Below are 15,765 nucleotides of genomic sequence, written 5' to 3' on the forward strand. Positions count from 1 at the left end.
AAAAAGGAAGGGAAAGGATAAATCAGCCGCGGTGGTAGCGGGTGGGCACGAAGGGCATCGCCGTGACTTCCATCGGCACCGGCTTGCCGCGCACCATGGCATTCACGCGCGTTCCGATGGCCGCCAGATCGGGCGGCAGGTAGCCCATGGCGACAGGCTGGTTGATCGTGGGGCCCAGCAGGCCGCTGGTGACTTCGCCGACAGGCGCGCCTTCCAGGCTGTGCAGTGCCGTGTGGTCACGCACCGGAATGCGTTCCAGCGCTGTCAAGCCGACGCGTTTTCGCGTCAATGTGGCCGGGTTGTCCAATTGGGCCAGTATTTTGTCGGCACCGGGGAATCCGCCAGCGCGCGCGCCGCCGGTGCGCCGGACTTTTTGAATCGCCCAGTTCAGGCTGGCCTCGACCGGCGTGGTCGTGGTGTCGATGTCGTTGCCGTACAGGCACAGGCCGGCTTCGAGCCGCAGCGAGTTGCGCGCCCCCAGGCCGACCGGCTTGACTTCAGGCTGGGCCAGCAGGGCGCGCGCCAGCGTATCAGCCTCGGAGGCGTGAACGGAAATCTCGAAGCCGTCCTCGCCGGTATAGCCGCTGCGGGTCAAAAAGCAGTCGCAGCCCGCGACGTTGAAGCGGCCGCCGGTCATGAACACCAACTGCTCAACACCGGGCGCCAGGCGCTGCAGGGCGGTGACCGCCTGCGGCCCCTGCAGCGCCAGCAGCGCCATCTCGGGCATGGGAATTACATCGCAGCGCTGGCCGATGTTGGCCTGGATATGGGCGATGTCGCCCGCCTTGCAGGCGCCGTTGACGATGACGAAGATGTCGCCGCCGTTGGCGTAATCGCGGTTGAAGAACATCAGGTCGTCGATGATGCCGCCGTCGTCGTTCAGCAGCAGGCCGTAGCGCTGCTTGCCCGGCGCCAGCCCGATCACGTCCACCGGCGTCAAGCTTTCAAAGGCGGCGGCTGCGTCCGGGCCGACCAGGCGCAACTGGCCCATGTGCGACACGTCGAACAGGCCGGCGGCGTTGCGGGTGTGCAGGTGCTCGGCCATCAGGCCGGCCGGGTATTGCACCGGCATGGAATAACCTGCAAACGGCACCATGCGCGCGCCAAGTTCCACATGCAAATCATTCAGCGGCGTGTTGAGCAAGGGGGCTGACGGGGTAAGGGACATGGCATTCTCCAGGGGCAAACATGAATCCATGGCCAAAAACCATGGGCTGCCCCTGCTGTCCTCTTTACCTGAGAGATTCGCCTGGCGATGCAGGTTTGCTCCTTCGGTGGACCACCTTGACAGCGGCCTCTCTCCAGTAGGGAACGCCCTGCAATGTCAAACACTGCGGGGCGGTTGCCAGTCCTTTTGCCTGAGCGTTCAGTCCACCATTGAGGGTGGCGCATGCGCCTTCGGCGGTTTTCTCGGGGGAAAACTCTCTCCTGACGCTGGCAAGTGTAGCCGAGCGAAGCCTTGCTTTTCAGTGCTTCTATTTCGCGCACAGCAGGTCGCGCAAGGCCAGCGACAACTCGCTCGACAGCACCGACCTGCGCAGCATCACAGCCAAACTGGCCAGGCTGATTTCGCGGTAAATCACCATGCCGACCACCCGCGCATAGAAGAACCGCGACGGCTACGGCCTGCGTTGGCGTGAAAATGCCGCCGTAAATACCGCCCAGAATGATGGTCGGCATCAGTAGCGCCCAGCCGGTCTGCCAGGCTGCTGCCTCGGGATGGGTTATTGGCGAGGGCGGTGAAAATTTTTGGATGGCGGTAATGCGCTGTAAGCACTTTCATTATTGCTGCAGGTCTTGTCCGGACGTGCGCGGGTTCTTGTTTGAAAATCCGGTAATTTCATGGTCACGCAAGCAGTTTATGCTGTCTACATGGAGTCTCTCCAGACCGCTTTCATGCATCTGCAGATTTTTTGGATGACAAGCCACGGGAACAATTCGGGATGGGTTTACCGACTTTCCACGTCATCCTTGATGACTTGTAAATTGTTGTATGTCCTACGCATACGATTGATATAAAGTCGCTTTAAGGCTTCACATTTGATCGATGCTATCGGTACCGCATACGACAAAAACATATTCAGGGGGAAGAAAAAAATGCAGAGTCACACGATTCCTGTATCTGGCGATTCCGGGCACTATCTCAAGTTGATCGAAGACGCCACGGCCATCCGACGGCATATCGACCTGCTCCAATGGCTCCAGGGCGACGTGCAGCAGTGCATGCCGCACGAGATTTTGCTTGCAGGATGGGGGAATTTTCAGGAGGGTTCCATCCGGCATGACATCGTGTCCAGGCTGCCGGGCGTGCGGTCTTACGCCGTTGGTACCGATGGATTGCCGTTCTTGCTGGGAAAATTTCACGAAAGCTGGGTTTTCGGAGGCAGGCAGCCAAGCAGCCTGGACTTTCGTAACTTCGAATACCTTCTGGGCAACGCCAGCTTGCCTGGCTCGTTCAGCAGCGCATTGCGCAACATGCGTTCGGGGTTGATTCACGGCATGCGCGACGAGCGCGGCCAATGCGAGTGCCTCTACGTCCTGCTCAGCAGCCAGAAAATTCCGCCGGAGCCCGCCAGCACCGCTATCAAGGTACTGATGCCGGTGATCGACAGCGCATTGCGTCAGGTGACCCAGCTGCCACAGCAGCAAAAACCATTTCCAAAATCCCTTCGTGTCGGCCAGGACGAAGCCTTTGGCCTTAGCGATCGTGAAATTCAGATCATGGACTGGGTCGCCATGGGGAAAACCAACTCCGAAATCGGAAGCATTTTGAATATCAGCGGGTTTACGGTAAAAAATCACATGCAGCGGATTTTTCAGAAACTTAATGTATTCAACCGTGCCCAGGCCGTTTCAAAAATCAACGGAGTGACATTTAATGGCTGAAATGCATGGGATAAAGTCGGCTGCTGTCTGGAAAAATAACCGGGAGCCACGCTCGGGTCTGGGCAGAAGCTATCTTTTCAGAATGATCGAAAGCGCTCTTGACCCGGTCATTTTTATTTTATCGCTCTGGAGTCTAGCATTTTATTTTGAGGGATCGATCAAGCCGCCTTATCTGATTCTTTCGGTGGTTGTTTTTTCCCTGACATTTCCTGGCGCCTCGCGGTTGCGATTGTCCGTGGAACGCATGATATTCAATATCTTGTTCCACTGGTTCTGGATTGCCGGACTCCTGATTTTGGTTGGCTTTGCAACCGATTATCTTTTTAAGTTTCCGGTAATCGTCACTATTAACTGGTTATGGATTGCCCCACTTACCCAGATCGCCGGAAACCTGACACTTCGTGCAACTACCACCAAACTGTTGAAAATGCAGGGCCCCGCCCAGCGGGTCGTTATTGTCGGCATGAACACACAGGGCGTTTCGCTGGCCGAAAATATCGGCGACTCGGCTTATTCGGGCATGGAAATGCGGGGCTTTTTTGACGATCGTAGCGAAGTGAGACGGCATGAACAAAGAAAATACAAGCTCCTGGGAAAAATAGATGAGCTTGCCGCTTATGTCAAAAAATACCGGATTCAGTATATCTACCTGTCCTTGCCAATGATTGCGCGTCCCCGGGTCCTGCAGATTCTTGATGACCTCAAGGACACCACTGCCTCGATCTATTTTGTTCCGGACATGTTCATCACGGACCTGATTCAAGGGCGAAGCGATTCGGTATGCGGCGTCAATGTGATCTCTGTCTGCGATACCCCGTTCAGGGGTCTCAACGGAATTTTGAAGCGGGCGAGCGACATTGTCCTGTCCTTGCTCATTCTCTTGCTTGTTTCTCCAGTCATGATTCTTATTGCCATCATGGTCAAGCTGGGTTCGCCAGGACCCGCTATCTTCAAGCAACGCAGGTATGGCCTCGATGGCGAGCAGATCCTCGTCTACAAGTTTCGGTCAATGGCCGTGGTGGAGGATGGCGGCATCATCCAGCAGGCAAAAAAAAATGACCAACGCATCACCAGGCTTGGTGCATTCCTGAGAAGGACTTCGCTGGACGAGTTACCCCAGTTTTTCAACGTGCTGCAAGGACGAATGAGCATCGTGGGTCCACGACCCCATGCAGTTGCCCACAACGAAATGTACAGAACACTGATCAAGGGCTACATGGTCCGGCACAAGGTCAGGCCGGGAATCACCGGTTGGGCTCAGGTAAACGGCTATCGCGGAGAAACCGAGACGCTGGACAAGATGCAAGCGCGAATTGATTATGATCTGGACTATTTGAGAAACTGGTCACTGCAACTGGATCTTTTCATTGTCCTGAAGACCATCCGCCTAGTGTTCAAAGATAGCGCAGCGTATTGAAGAAACTTTATCAATGGTTCAAAAGAACTATTGCTAAGTTCATCAATTTAAGATTAAAATTGTTAGTATTGTAATCATGCGTGGATCGTGGTGAGATTAAAATCTCCTCATGCTTTTTTTAAATCGTTCCTGAAACAGGATTCTAATAATGTTGCTTCGTAAATTGCTGGTACTGAATCTGGCTCTGGCAGGCGTGATGACCTTGGACGTTCAGGCTGATGAGTTGGATACATTCCAGTTCAGGGCCGGCCAGACCTGGCAGTACGACAGCAATGTGTTTCGCTTGTCGGACGCCGTAATCGCTCCCCCTTCCGATCACTTCGGCGTCACCACAATAGGCGCGAAGATAGACAAGAGCTACGGCCTCCAGCGTTTTGAGTTCGACATCAATGCCAATCGGTATAACTACAAAAATTTTTCAGCACTCGACTTTACTGCCGTGAATTATGCCGCCGCCTGGCGCTGGAGCTTTACGCCCGCGCTGTACGGAAATTTGACAACCGATCGTCAGGAATATACTGACAACACTGCGAATTTTCAAAATCCAGGACAACTCAACCGTCGAACTGATCGTCTGACACTGCTGGATGCTGAATATGCAATCGACGGTCCATGGCGTGTTCTGGGGGGTGTCTTCGAGCGCAGCAGTTCAAACAGCCAGGCGCTTACATTTGAAGGCGACTCAAAGGTCCGCGGCATAGAAGCTGGCGTCAAATACGTGTTTGCGTCAGACAGCTCATTTGCCTATCGCCTGAAACAAGGGCGAGGTGAATACCCGAACCGGGTTCTATCTTCTACATTTGCCAGCGACTTCAAGGACCGCGAACATGAGTTCAAGCTTGTCTGGCCAATCACCGGAAAAACGACCATTCAATCCCGACTTTCTTATTTCGACCGGGCGCATGACGGACTTGCCGCCAGAGACTTCTCCGGATTCGTTGGCCAGCTTGAAGCCACCTGGCTGGCAACCGGAAAAACCACTGTCAATGGGGGCGTGGTGCGGGAGTTGGGCGATTATCAAACAAACAATATAAGCTACTATCAGGGTAACCGTTTTTTTATCGCTCCCACCTGGAAACCTACAGAAAAAACAGCGCTTAAATTTCGTTACGATCATGGCGTACGAAACTATAAAGGTCCTTTGACTGGCTTTGTTGCGACGAATCGTCGCGACACCACCGACTTGGCCGTACTGGGTTTTGAGTGGGAAGTGATTCGCGCAGTCAAGGTGACGACCTCCGTATTCACGGACCGGCGTAAATCCAATGAGTTTGCTGCTGATTACAAGAGTCACGGTGCAAATATTTCAGTCCTCGCAAGCTTTTAATTTTCTGTTTGGCTCGCAATTATTCAGCTGAACATTACTGATCCATATCTTCTAATTGCCTGAAACCATACAGTCTTTACCAAAGACTGTATGGTTTCAGGCAATATTTATTTTTATTTCGGAAATTTTGGTTTATTGGAAAATCAATATTTTCTTTTGTTGCCTGGTGTTGCATTTTTTTTAGTTGAATTTCTGATTTGACGTGCAACATACACGCAATGAAAGCTTATATAACCTTGTTGAGCACCATGAGCTATTTGCCTGGTGTGATTGTGCTGCACGATTCAGTGAAGCGCACCAATACCCCTTATCCTTTTTGGGTTGCGATTTCATCCAGTATTCCTCCAGATGTCGATGTTGAATTGAGAAACAGAGGCATGTATGTTGTAAGGCTTCCCTTGCCTGTAAAAATACCTCTGACTTTCAGGGAGAACTCCGGGCATTGGGGAAATACGTTTGACAAGATTCATCTTTTCGGATTGACAAGCTTTGCCAAACTCGTCTATCTCGATAGTGACATGATCGTTCTGAAAAATATCGATGAGCTGTTTGAAAAACCTCATCTGTCGGCTGTGGCCGCTGGTCAGCTTGAGCATCCAGACTGGACACGGCTTAATTCGGGTCTGATGGTAATAGAGCCTGAGGATCAGCTTCCTGAAAAAATGGTCGGAGTGGTAGATCGTGCTATAGAGGAGGTGAGTGCACTTGGCAGTAATAAAATAGGCGATCAGGATATTGTCAACGCTTACTATCCCGACTGGCCTGACCGGAAGGATATTCATCTTGATGATGGCTACAATATTTTTTTCTCTGATCTCGATGCTTATATCGATCGACACGGGTACCAGATGCCCGTCGGAGCTGCTAATAAATTAAAAAATGTGCATGTTGTTCATTTTGTCGGACCCCAAAAGCCATGGATGAAGTGGGCGAATGCAAAGCATCTTCTCAAATCCATTAAAAGCAAAGGTTCCTGCAAAAGAGAGCGTGAAGTTTTTTTAATGTATCTTGCCCATTTAAAAAGACTGAACCTGTCCTGAGAATTTATTGAGTAGTTAATTGTTTAAAGACGAGCCTATTTTTTTTGGCTTTGACTCAGTAATTAAAGTCAGTGGCAGTTCTGTTTGTATTACGAGAAAATATTTTGAATTTTATCGATTTCATCATATAAATTATCTGGGATGGAGACTCGTGTAATTCGAGGAATTACTTAAAAGGGTTTATGTTTTTTTTCTGTAAAGAGCTGAAGCATTAGGAAGAAAGGGCTATTGCAGATGTTTCACCTGCCAGCCTAAGATGTAACCTTATTTTTATAGTTCATCCAAAGGCGCAACGATGAATATCTTCATTCGCTCTCTTGCTTCGGTTTTTTTCTTCCTTTTTGCCTTGACTGCATTCTCGCAGCCCAGCCAGCCTTCTCCAGCGGGGGGGGCGGGAGCGCAAACCCAGCAAGATTACCGTCTGGGGGCGGGCGATTCAATTGGTGTTCAGGTTTACCAGAGTCCTGATCTTTCCGTGGATGCCCGTGTGTCAGAAACCGGCGTCATCAGTTATCCGTTGGTAGGTACCCTTCAGCTTGGTGGGCTAACCATTTCCGAAGCAGAGAAAAAGATCGCCGATGCGTTGCGGACTGGTGGTTTTGTCAAGGTTCCTCAGGTGAACATCGTACTTCGCCAGGTCCGGGGCAGTCAGGTAGCGGTTCTCGGACAAGTCAGCAAGCCAGGCCGTTTTCCTTTGGAGACACTTAATACGCGTGTAAGCGACATGCTCGCGGCTGCCGGTGGCACGACTGCCCTGGGCGATGATGTGCTCATCGTTACGGGCCAGCGCAATAACAAGCCGTTTCGCAAGGTTATTGATATTCCAGCGCTTTTTTTGAATGACAAATCAGACAACGATATTGTGTTGTCAGGCGGTGACACTTTGTACGTCAACAAGGCGCCAGTTTTTTATATCTATGGCGAGGCACAGCGTCCTGGTCCTTACCGTATCGAGCGAGGCATGACGATGATGCAAGCCTTGGCTTCGGGTGGCGGGCCCACCGTGCGTGGAAGTCAAAATCGCTTGCGTCTGCACCGGCGTGATCTCAATGGCAATGTCGTGGAAACCACTCCAAAGCTAAACGATGCAGTTCAGGCCGAGGATGTCATTTATGTTCGCGAAAGCCTCTTTTAAGTTGTTATGACCCTACACCAGTTTCTTCTCATTCTTCGAGCCCGTAACCGGGTGATCCTCCTGGTATTGGCTCTTGCCTTGACTGCCGCATTGGCAGCGAGCCTGTTGATGCCTCGTAAATACACTGCCCAGACCTCCTTGCTGGTTGATGTCAGAACGCCTGATCCAGTGGCTGGCGCCGGAATGTCCGGTGTGATCGCCCCCAGCTACATGGCTACCCAGGTAGACATCATTGGAGGCGATCTGGTTGCCCGGCGGGTGGTAAAGATGCTCAAGCTTGACGAAGATGAGGAAACAAAGGCAGCCTGGAAAAAGGACACCGAGGGCAGGGGTTCGCTGGAATCATGGATTGCCAAGGATTTGCAAAGTGGCCTTTTGGTTCAGCCTGCACGTGAGAGCAATGTCATCAACATCACCTATAAAGGCGGCAATGCAGAGAATGTTGCTCAAGTCGTCAATGCTTTTGCGCAAGCTTACCTGGATACCAATTTGTCCTTGAAAACCGAGCCTGCGCGTCTATATGCCACATGGTTTGACGAGCAGACCAAGGTTTCACGTGCAAAACTGGAAGATGCCCAAGCCCGTTTATCAGATTACCAGCAAAAGGCTGGCATCGTTTCATCGGATGAGCGCGTTGACTATGAAACGGCCAAATTGGCTCAAATTTCGACACAACTGACGGCTGTGCAGGGTGAAACCACTGACAGTCAAAGCAAGCGCAATTCGCGCGGTGACACGGTTGCTGAAGTGATGCAAAGCACATTGATCAACGGCCTTAAAGCTGACATTGCCCGGCTCGAAGCCAAAGTCAGCGAGAACAATGTCAATTTGGGCGTGAATCATCCCTTGCGTCAGCGTTCCGAAGCTGAGCTGGCATCCCTCAGAAGCCGGCTTGCCAGCGAGTCAAACCGTATTTCGGCTTCCATCGAAACGGCCTACCGGGTTGGCAAGGACCGTGAACGCGAGCTGCAAGCCTCTGTCAACGCGCAAAAGACAAGAGTTCTTGCGCTGAACAAACAGCGTGATGAACTTAACGTTTACCGACGTGATGTGGAAGCTGCACAACGTGCCTATGAAACGGTCAGCCAGAGTGCGTCGCAAACACGTTTGCAAAGCCTGACCAATCAGACGAATGTGGTTCGATTGAATACCGCATTGGCTCCGATTAATCCTTCCAGTCCCAAACTGTCGCTGAATCTGCTGATTGCCGCATTTGTAGGAACCCTGCTTGGCGTGGGTTATGCCATGGTGCTCGAACTCATGAACCGTCGTGTCCGATCCAGCGAGGATCTCATGCAGATGCTGGACCTTCCGGTGCTGGCAAGCATTTCTTCTAACGGCGGAAAACGCCGCATGATGGGTGGCCCAGGCCATCTGGCATTGCCTAATGGAAGCCCCGCATGACAACACAAAATTCGCAGATCGTCCGATCAATTCCTTTGGCGAAGGCCAGTAGCCATTCCCTGGCTGAAACAGGTCATGCGACACCCATGGGGTCGATATTGATTGATTCGGGCCGGCTTTCCATTGGAAATGCCGAAAAAATATTGACATATCAGCGAGAAAACGGCGTGCGTTTTGGTGAAGCGGGCAGGGCTTTAGGCTTGCTGACCGAAGACGATGTGCGGTTTGCCTTGTCAGTCCAGTTTCACTACTCCTATATTCCTTCGGGAAGCAGCCTGAGCCAGGAACTCATCGCGGCGTACCAGCCTGACAGTCCCCAGGTCGAGGAGTTGCGCATGCTTCGAAGCCAGTTGATGCTGCGCTGGTTTAACAACGGTGCAGATCACAAAGGTCTGGCCGTCGCCAGTGCAGGCCCTGGTGATGGCCGCAGCTATATTGCCGCGAATCTGGCTATTGTCTTCTCGCAACTCGGCGAGAGAACCTTGCTTATCGATGCCGATATGCGGGTTCCCCGTCAGCACAAGCTTTTCAGTCTTGGAAAACGGGCTGGTCTGTCGGACATTCTTGTCGGGCGGGCTGGATCAGACGCTATTGTGAGTATTGATGCATTGCCGAACTTGTCGGTTTTGACGGCAGGTGCAATTCCTCCCAATCCCCAAGAACTGCTTGGCCGGCAGAGTTTTTCAAAATTGCTGATTTCCTTAGGCGAACACTTCGATGTGATGATTATTGACACGCCGCCAGCGAGCGCCTGTGCCGATGCACATACGGTCGCGGTACGTACAGGTGCTGCGCTGATCGTGGCGCGGCAGGACAAGAGTTCCATGGTGCAACTTGGGCAGTTCACCCATAGTCTGCGTGAATTTGGTGTCACTTTGGTGGGTTCGGTACTTAACGACACTTGAGTCAAGTTTGCGGGGGTGCCATGCAAGCGCGGAATCACCCGATCTTTCATCACGGTACTCGGGGGGCGTGACTATTTTTGCTACTAAATTTATAGCTGCTTGCGCATGCAGGCCGTGCGTAAGAAGCCTATTTTATGTAAAAAATGTTCGCTCGTTAAAATGAATAGGCTTTAGTTTTCTAGCGATGCGTATTTACATGCCCTTTCCCGATTTTTTGCGCATCAATGATTCCTAGCCTGGCTTGTCGTGATCAAGTTATAAAACGGTTTCATTGCGACGCGCATTTTTAATACTATGTCTGGTTAGGGATTTTCATGGAGCGTGGCAAAGGTTGGAAATTGCGTTGGTCGAAACTGGTTCGAAAAATCGAAAGAATACACACGCTTGGCGACAGGCAAGGATTGCTTGAAAGACTATGCCACCCGGACAAGCCTGTGATTCTGGCGTTTGCCAATGCGCATGCAATGAATTTGCTCGCCAAATCCGAATATTTTTTTGAGTCGCTTTGTGCTACCGACATCGTACTTCGTGATGGTTCAGGTATGGAAACCCTTTTTAACCAGCTGAACATTCCGCCAGGTCTTAATCTCAACGGTACCGACTTGATTCCAGATGCGGTTAGTCAATTTAATGGCCACTGTATTGCCTTTTTGGGTACCCAAGAGCCTTATCTGGAATCCGGCGTTGAGTTTGTTCAAAAGAACCTTGCACCTCAAAGCAGTTGTGTACGCGCAGACGGCTTTCTTGATGACAATGCCTACATCTCGCTAGCTGCTGAATGCCGCCCGGCATTGATTGTCTTGGGCATGGGCATGCCCCGGCAGGAAGAGGTCGCCATCGCATTACGATCAAGGCTTACTTTCCCATGCCTGATCATTTGTGGCGGTGCGATCATTGATTTTTGGGGTGGCAAAACATCAAGAGCGCCTTTGTGGATGCGTCAAAGTGGCATGGAATGGCTGTTCCGTTTGCAAATGGAGCCACGAAGGCTCTTTCAGCGCTACGTGATTGGCAATCTGGTTTTTCTGGCACGTGCAATGGTCTTCCCTGCCTTCGACCGGCGTTTGGGACGGCCGGTTATTAAAAGGCAAGTGAAAAATTCCACCTCTGCTTTCAAATGATGGTTTTTGAGCGGTTAAAAAATTGCAATAGTCTTCTGTTTACTGCCAGAAGTCCGGATTGATTTGGAAAATCCATCAGGCTTCCCAGCGATTGGCAACATCTGGAGTGCAATCGGTTTTGACAATCTTTCCGGGGTTGCCAACCACCACACAATGGGGTGGTACATCTTCAAAAACATAGGCGCCACCTGCGATCCGGCTGCCCTTGCCGATTCTCACGCCTACGACGATGGCATGTGGCCCGATCCACACGTCGTCTTCGATGACTGGATAGATGGTTTTTCTGGTTCCATCTTTGGCGATAGAGTCGCGCTGGCCTAATGTGACACCGTGAAAAAGCGTCACATTACTTCCTATGGACGCATTCACATTGACCACGATGCCTCGTCCATGGGTCAGGGCCAGTCCTGGCCTTATCACTGTCCTCCAAGGGAGTTCAATGCCTGAAATGACACCTGCCAGCAGGTGCAGGAGTCTTGCCGGGAGCAGAAAAAGTTTGCGCCAAACAAACGACTGGCACTGGGCCCACTGGCAAAAACGTACCGTGGCCAAGACAAAAAATGCCTGATTCGACACCATGGCCCTGGCTATCAACAACCAGTTAAAGCGTCCAAATAAACGATGGGTATCTGCTTTCAACGCATGCATGCCGCACGCTCTTTCAGGTGTAGACAAGCATCATGCTCACCGACCCATGCAGCCGAACTTTGCAAGCCTGCAGCATACGTGGTCCAGACTAGCCCAAGCCGATGGCTTGCCTGAGTCGCATCAAGGTGGATATGCTGTGCCCAGAGGTCCATCAATCCGGGTGGCATGTAATCAGGCAATGCTGATGCAGGCCATTGAAAGCGCTTTGACAGCATTTGTGCAAGCTTGAGTGGCGGGCTGGCCAGCCAGCGATCTAACTGGAGTTGACGCCGCCTGATCCGCCTGACGGGGGTGAGCTGCAGCGCTAATGCCAAATCTACAAAATAAGTATTCCAGCGTGGACTGTCAGGGGCCGCCAGATTGAAGACCGGTAATTCCCTTGGCTTGACCGGCAACCGAAGAGCCGCCACTGCAGCCTGACAGACATCGTCCACATGAACCAGATTGGACCAGCCATCGCCACCCACGCCCAGATCGCCTATCCGCCCGGCCTGCAACCAGCGGGCTATTCGCCCTACCCAAAGTTCACTGCCCGGTCCAAATACGCATCCTGGCCGCAGCACCACGGCTTCGCCCCCCTGGCGCACATAGTCGCCAATGTGGTGTTCGGCCTCACACTTGGCACGCCCATACCAGCCCAGTTCAGTGTTGAGCGGCGCGTCTTCCCGGACATTGCCTTCCACCGGACCGTACACCGACATGGTGCTGAGGTGGATGATGCGCGGATTTCCTGCCTGCCGTGCAGCTTCTGTCAGCGCCTGGGTTCCTTGTGAAATAGATCGGGCGTCGCCTGCGACGCAGTTCACGATGGCGTCAAAGCCTCGCAGGGCAGTCGTCAACTTGGAGACGTTGCAGGTGTCGAGCTTTATCCAGTCCACCCCTTGTGCAGGGGATACTGCAAACCCTCGTGACGCTCCGGTTGGCCTGTCACCCGAAGCGCCCGCCAGTGTTTCGAGCAGCCGCTTGCCAATGTGGCCAGAGCCTCCCAATACAAGTACATTCATGCGAATTCCTCCACGATGGCCGTTGCCGGGTGAGGCGTGCCGAGTCTTTGCGCCAGAGTGTGACCAAGCCGGAGTGACAGGGCGATGAGTGTGAGTGTCGGGTTGGCCTGACTTGAAGTGGGGAAAACGGCGCTACCAGCGACGAAGAGGTTATTGACTGAATGGACCTGGCATTGGGCATTGACGACGCTGGTACGCTCGTCAGTGCCCATTCGTGTGGTGCCTATATGGTGGCCGCCGTAAGCGCCAAAGCGTGTCAGGTCTTCTTCCAGGCTTTCGGCATCGTACTCGAACCGCGCGACGCCACTCGCTGCAAACTCCTGCGACAGCACGTCCAGGGTGCCGCGTATCGAGTCGATGTCTGCTGGGCTGTATCGCCAGTCAACACGAAGTTGCGGCATGCCAAGGGCATCGACTTTATCGCCGAGCATGACCCGGCTCTGCGCCTGCGGAATTTGCTCTCCATGCATTTCCAGGCTGAATCGGTTGGTGCGATTTCTCAAGATAACCGATGGATACTTTCGTTCAGCAAGCGAGCGGTGACTAAGCCAGTGCATCAGGAAAGCCGTGGTGTCTACAGGGTCCGTTGCCACATTGAGTAGATGTCGAGCGTAGTCTGCCGCCGTTGTTGTACTGCTGCCGTCATTGAGTCGTTTGCCATACTCGTAGCTGATCAGCCTGCGCGCCAGAAAGAGCCCTGAAAGCACTCCGTTATGGTGGACCGGGTCCGTGATGCGTGGAAAATGAAGTCGAGCCACTGCATTGGCCAGTCCCAGGCGTCGCTGTTCGGCAGGCGCCACCGCCAGCCTGCGACGGCAATAGATTCCCTCGGGCGCTAACTCATAACCATGCCGCACGTTCTGCGTGGAACCTGGAATTGTGAGCCGGCCAACATTGCCCGCCATGTGGCACATGTAGTAGCGACCCACCACGTCATGAAAATTACCGATACCTTGCGGTGCGACGTCCCGCGAAGCCAGCAGCAGACGGGCCGTTTCAAGGCCGCCAACGGCCAGTACGGTGGCACGGCATGTTGCTGAAAAGCGAGTGCCTGCGAGTGTGGTCACCTCGACAGTGCGAACCTCATTGCCCTGCGGCTGCAGTCGAATGCCTGTGCAATTTGCCCCCAGCAATACCTTGACATGAGGTGACAGGCGAAGCTGCTTCTCATAACGGCTGCCAAAGTGGGTCGGGCAGGAAAAGCGCTCCAGCCCATTGGTAAGAACGCGCTGGCTGTCAAAACCGCGAATGAGTGGCAGCGCATTCGACCCGAGCGCATCTTCTGCGCGGTAGCTGAAACGGCCCGCTTCCGACAACTCATTGGCACGGGGGTAGTAAGGCAGCAAGTCATCGTAAGAAATGGGCCATCCGCTGTGGGGCACATGGTCGCGGGTTTCAAAATCGATAGGATCGAAGGGCATGCAGCGCCCCCCCCATATGGCGGTGGAGCCGCCGAAACGGCGCTGACGGTATTTGTCGGGCGGGCTGTGGAGTCTGTCATCCGCAACCTCGCCCTCATAGAGCTGCTGTGTCTTGCTGTCTTCCTTCATGAACCCTGACTCCAGCATCAGGACTGAAAATCCGCGTTCCGAAAGGTCCAGCGCAAGCGCTATGCCTGCAGGACCAGCGCCTATGACGCAGACATCTGCCTGAAGGCATGCCCCGTTGGGAATACTGTCGGCATTGGCGATCATGGAGCGTCCTTTTTAGTCAACTGGCTGTCTCTGCGCACTTGACCTGCCGCGCCAAAGTGGCGTTGATGAATTCTTGCCAGGCTGACAAAAAATTGGTTGAGGGAAAATTTCTCTTCATAAAGCTTGCGTCCATTGTGTTCAAGCGTCTGCCTGAATACCGGGTCATTCAGGATGCGCTGCAGCCCAGCCGCGATCCCGGCGGCATCGCCGGGCTGGACAAAGCAGGCGGTCACGCCATGGCTGAGAACGGCCGGTATTTCACCCACCGGGGTACACACGACAGCGACGCCATTGGCCAGCGCTTCAAGGATCACCAGAGGCAAGCCTTCGTCATACGAAGGCAAGACCAAGACATCGGTTTGCGCCATCAGTTGCGAAACCTGATGCTGATCCGACCAGCCTGCAAAACGTACAAAGCCGCCAATGCCAAGCTGAAGCGCTGCTGCCTGGTAGGCCGCGATATCACCTCCGCCAGCAAGCGTGACTTCAAGCCGGGCCATGTCAAATCCTGGCAATGCAAGCGCCTGCAACAGGTCTGAAACACCCTTGCGCTCTGACAGGTTACCAAGAAAAAGCACTCGCTGCACCGGACTATCGCCTGCTTTGCGCCTATCGTGGCTAGGCTCGGGAACCCCATTGATCATGACCTCCACGCGATTGCCGGGAACCCGCAACTCCTCGGTGACAAAGCGATGCGCTTCGCCCCCAAGCACCAGGCAGGTGGCGGGAAGTGAAAACACCCAGCGTGTGAGACCCTGCAGGGGACTTGGCAATTTGCGGTAGAAGTGGTGCAGTTGCGCGGCATGAAGATGCAGCACCACCGGAATGCCAAGCGCTCGGCATATCACCACGACCGCACTTTTTCGAAACAGGCTCAGGCGCTCGGCCATGTTGACATGAACGCCTGCCAACTGTCCGCTGAATCGGCCGCGCGCCAGCTTCGCCAGAGCCGTAGCCAGAATCCAGAAAGAATAAAGCGCACTTCCCCCGCCGCGTGTATCGAGCGGCCGCAATGCAGCCGCATCAGGAGCGCTATGGTCCTGTGCTTGAATCAGATAATCCGCGACCTTGAACATGCCTCCCCCCTTGGGTGTCCAGGGGCAGGCAATATAAATGTAATTGCCCGTTTGTTCACGAAAAACTGCGCGTTGCATTGATTCGATTTGCATCTTTGCCAGGAAGCC

General features: G+C 53.2%; 13 protein-coding genes, 1 pseudogene and 2 riboswitches. Of the genes and pseudogenes, 8 read left to right on the plus strand and 6 right to left on the minus strand.

Annotated features, from left to right (window positions below; genetic code table 11):
• Positions 1-22: 22 nt before the first annotated feature.
• Positions 23-1,168, minus strand: coding sequence for a glycine cleavage system aminomethyltransferase GcvT (gene gcvT / locus EC86_RS0103440; protein ID WP_029524299.1), 1,146 nt, complete (start codon positions 1,166-1,168; stop codon positions 23-25).
• A gap of 45 nt (positions 1,169-1,213) precedes the next feature.
• A riboswitch (glycine riboswitch) is annotated at positions 1,214-1,315 on the minus strand.
• Between the two features lie 21 nt (positions 1,316-1,336).
• Positions 1,337-1,441, minus strand: a riboswitch (glycine riboswitch).
• Between the two features lie 76 nt (positions 1,442-1,517).
• Positions 1,518-1,710 (minus strand): annotated as a pseudogene (locus EC86_RS27505) (TRAP transporter large permease subunit); the annotation flags it as partial.
• 330 nt (positions 1,711-2,040) lie between these two features.
• Between EC86_RS27505 and epsA the strand changes: the two are divergent.
• From epsA to EC86_RS0103485, 8 genes are all read left to right on the plus strand, one after another.
• The gene (gene epsA, locus EC86_RS0103450) at positions 2,041-2,886 is read left to right on the plus strand and encodes an XrtB/PEP-CTERM-associated transcriptional regulator EpsA (protein WP_232229782.1); all 846 of its coding nucleotides are present in this window, start codon (positions 2,041-2,043) and stop codon (positions 2,884-2,886) included.
• On the plus strand, positions 2,879-4,303 hold the full coding sequence (locus tag EC86_RS0103455) for an undecaprenyl-phosphate glucose phosphotransferase (RefSeq protein WP_029524301.1): 1,425 nt from the start codon (positions 2,879-2,881) through the stop codon (positions 4,301-4,303). The genes epsA and EC86_RS0103455 overlap by 8 nt, the downstream gene beginning before the upstream one ends.
• Before the next feature lie 148 nt (positions 4,304-4,451).
• Positions 4,452-5,630 (plus strand): XrtB/PEP-CTERM-associated polysaccharide biosynthesis outer membrane protein EpsL, encoded by a 1,179-nt coding sequence (epsL, locus tag EC86_RS0103460; RefSeq protein WP_029524302.1) that lies wholly within the window; start codon positions 4,452-4,454, stop codon positions 5,628-5,630.
• Between the two features lie 248 nt (positions 5,631-5,878).
• Complete coding sequence (locus EC86_RS27510) at positions 5,879-6,670, plus strand: glycosyltransferase (RefSeq protein ID WP_198026751.1); 792 nt, start codon at positions 5,879-5,881, stop codon at positions 6,668-6,670.
• Between the two features lie 295 nt (positions 6,671-6,965).
• The gene (gene epsE / locus EC86_RS0103470) at positions 6,966-7,805 is read left to right on the plus strand and encodes a polysaccharide export protein EpsE (RefSeq protein WP_029524304.1); all 840 of its coding nucleotides are present in this window, start codon (positions 6,966-6,968) and stop codon (positions 7,803-7,805) included.
• Positions 7,806-7,811: 6 nt separating this feature from the next.
• Positions 7,812-9,209, plus strand: coding sequence for a chain length determinant protein EpsF (gene epsF / locus EC86_RS0103475; RefSeq protein WP_029524305.1), 1,398 nt, complete (start codon positions 7,812-7,814; stop codon positions 9,207-9,209).
• Positions 9,206-10,114, plus strand: a complete 909-nt coding sequence (gene epsG, locus EC86_RS0103480) for a chain length determinant protein tyrosine kinase EpsG (protein WP_051675704.1) — start codon at positions 9,206-9,208, stop codon at positions 10,112-10,114. The genes epsF and epsG overlap by 4 nt, the downstream gene beginning before the upstream one ends.
• A 314-nt stretch (positions 10,115-10,428) precedes the next feature.
• The gene (locus EC86_RS0103485) at positions 10,429-11,235 is read left to right on the plus strand and encodes a WecB/TagA/CpsF family glycosyltransferase (RefSeq protein WP_036771779.1); all 807 of its coding nucleotides are present in this window, start codon (positions 10,429-10,431) and stop codon (positions 11,233-11,235) included.
• Positions 11,236-11,310: 75 nt separating this feature from the next.
• Here EC86_RS0103485 and EC86_RS27515 read toward each other — a convergent pair whose 3' ends face one another.
• Genes EC86_RS27515 through EC86_RS27520 form a run of 4 tightly spaced genes read right to left on the minus strand, consistent with a single transcriptional unit; the run spans position 11,311 to position 15,750 of the window.
• The gene (locus EC86_RS27515) at positions 11,311-11,883 is read right to left on the minus strand and encodes a serine acetyltransferase (RefSeq protein WP_084181144.1); all 573 of its coding nucleotides are present in this window, start codon (positions 11,881-11,883) and stop codon (positions 11,311-11,313) included.
• Positions 11,871-12,887, minus strand: a complete 1,017-nt coding sequence (locus EC86_RS0103495; RefSeq protein ID WP_051675705.1) for an NAD-dependent epimerase/dehydratase family protein — start codon at positions 12,885-12,887, stop codon at positions 11,871-11,873. Before EC86_RS0103495 ends, EC86_RS27515 begins: the two co-directional genes overlap by 13 nt.
• Positions 12,884-14,581 carry an FAD-dependent oxidoreductase gene (locus EC86_RS0103500; RefSeq protein ID WP_029524309.1) on the minus strand — a complete coding sequence of 566 codons (1,698 nt, stop codon included), beginning with the start codon at positions 14,579-14,581 and terminating at the stop codon, positions 12,884-12,886. Before EC86_RS0103500 ends, EC86_RS0103495 begins: the two co-directional genes overlap by 4 nt.
• Positions 14,578-15,750 (minus strand): glycosyltransferase family 4 protein, encoded by a 1,173-nt coding sequence (locus EC86_RS27520; RefSeq protein WP_029524310.1) that lies wholly within the window; start codon positions 15,748-15,750, stop codon positions 14,578-14,580. The genes EC86_RS0103500 and EC86_RS27520 overlap by 4 nt, the downstream gene beginning before the upstream one ends.
• Positions 15,751-15,765: the final 15 nt, after the last annotated feature.

The sequence above is a fragment of the Polaromonas glacialis genome (assembly GCF_000709345.1).
Taxonomy (GTDB): domain Bacteria; phylum Pseudomonadota; class Gammaproteobacteria; order Burkholderiales; family Burkholderiaceae_C; genus Polaromonas; species Polaromonas glacialis.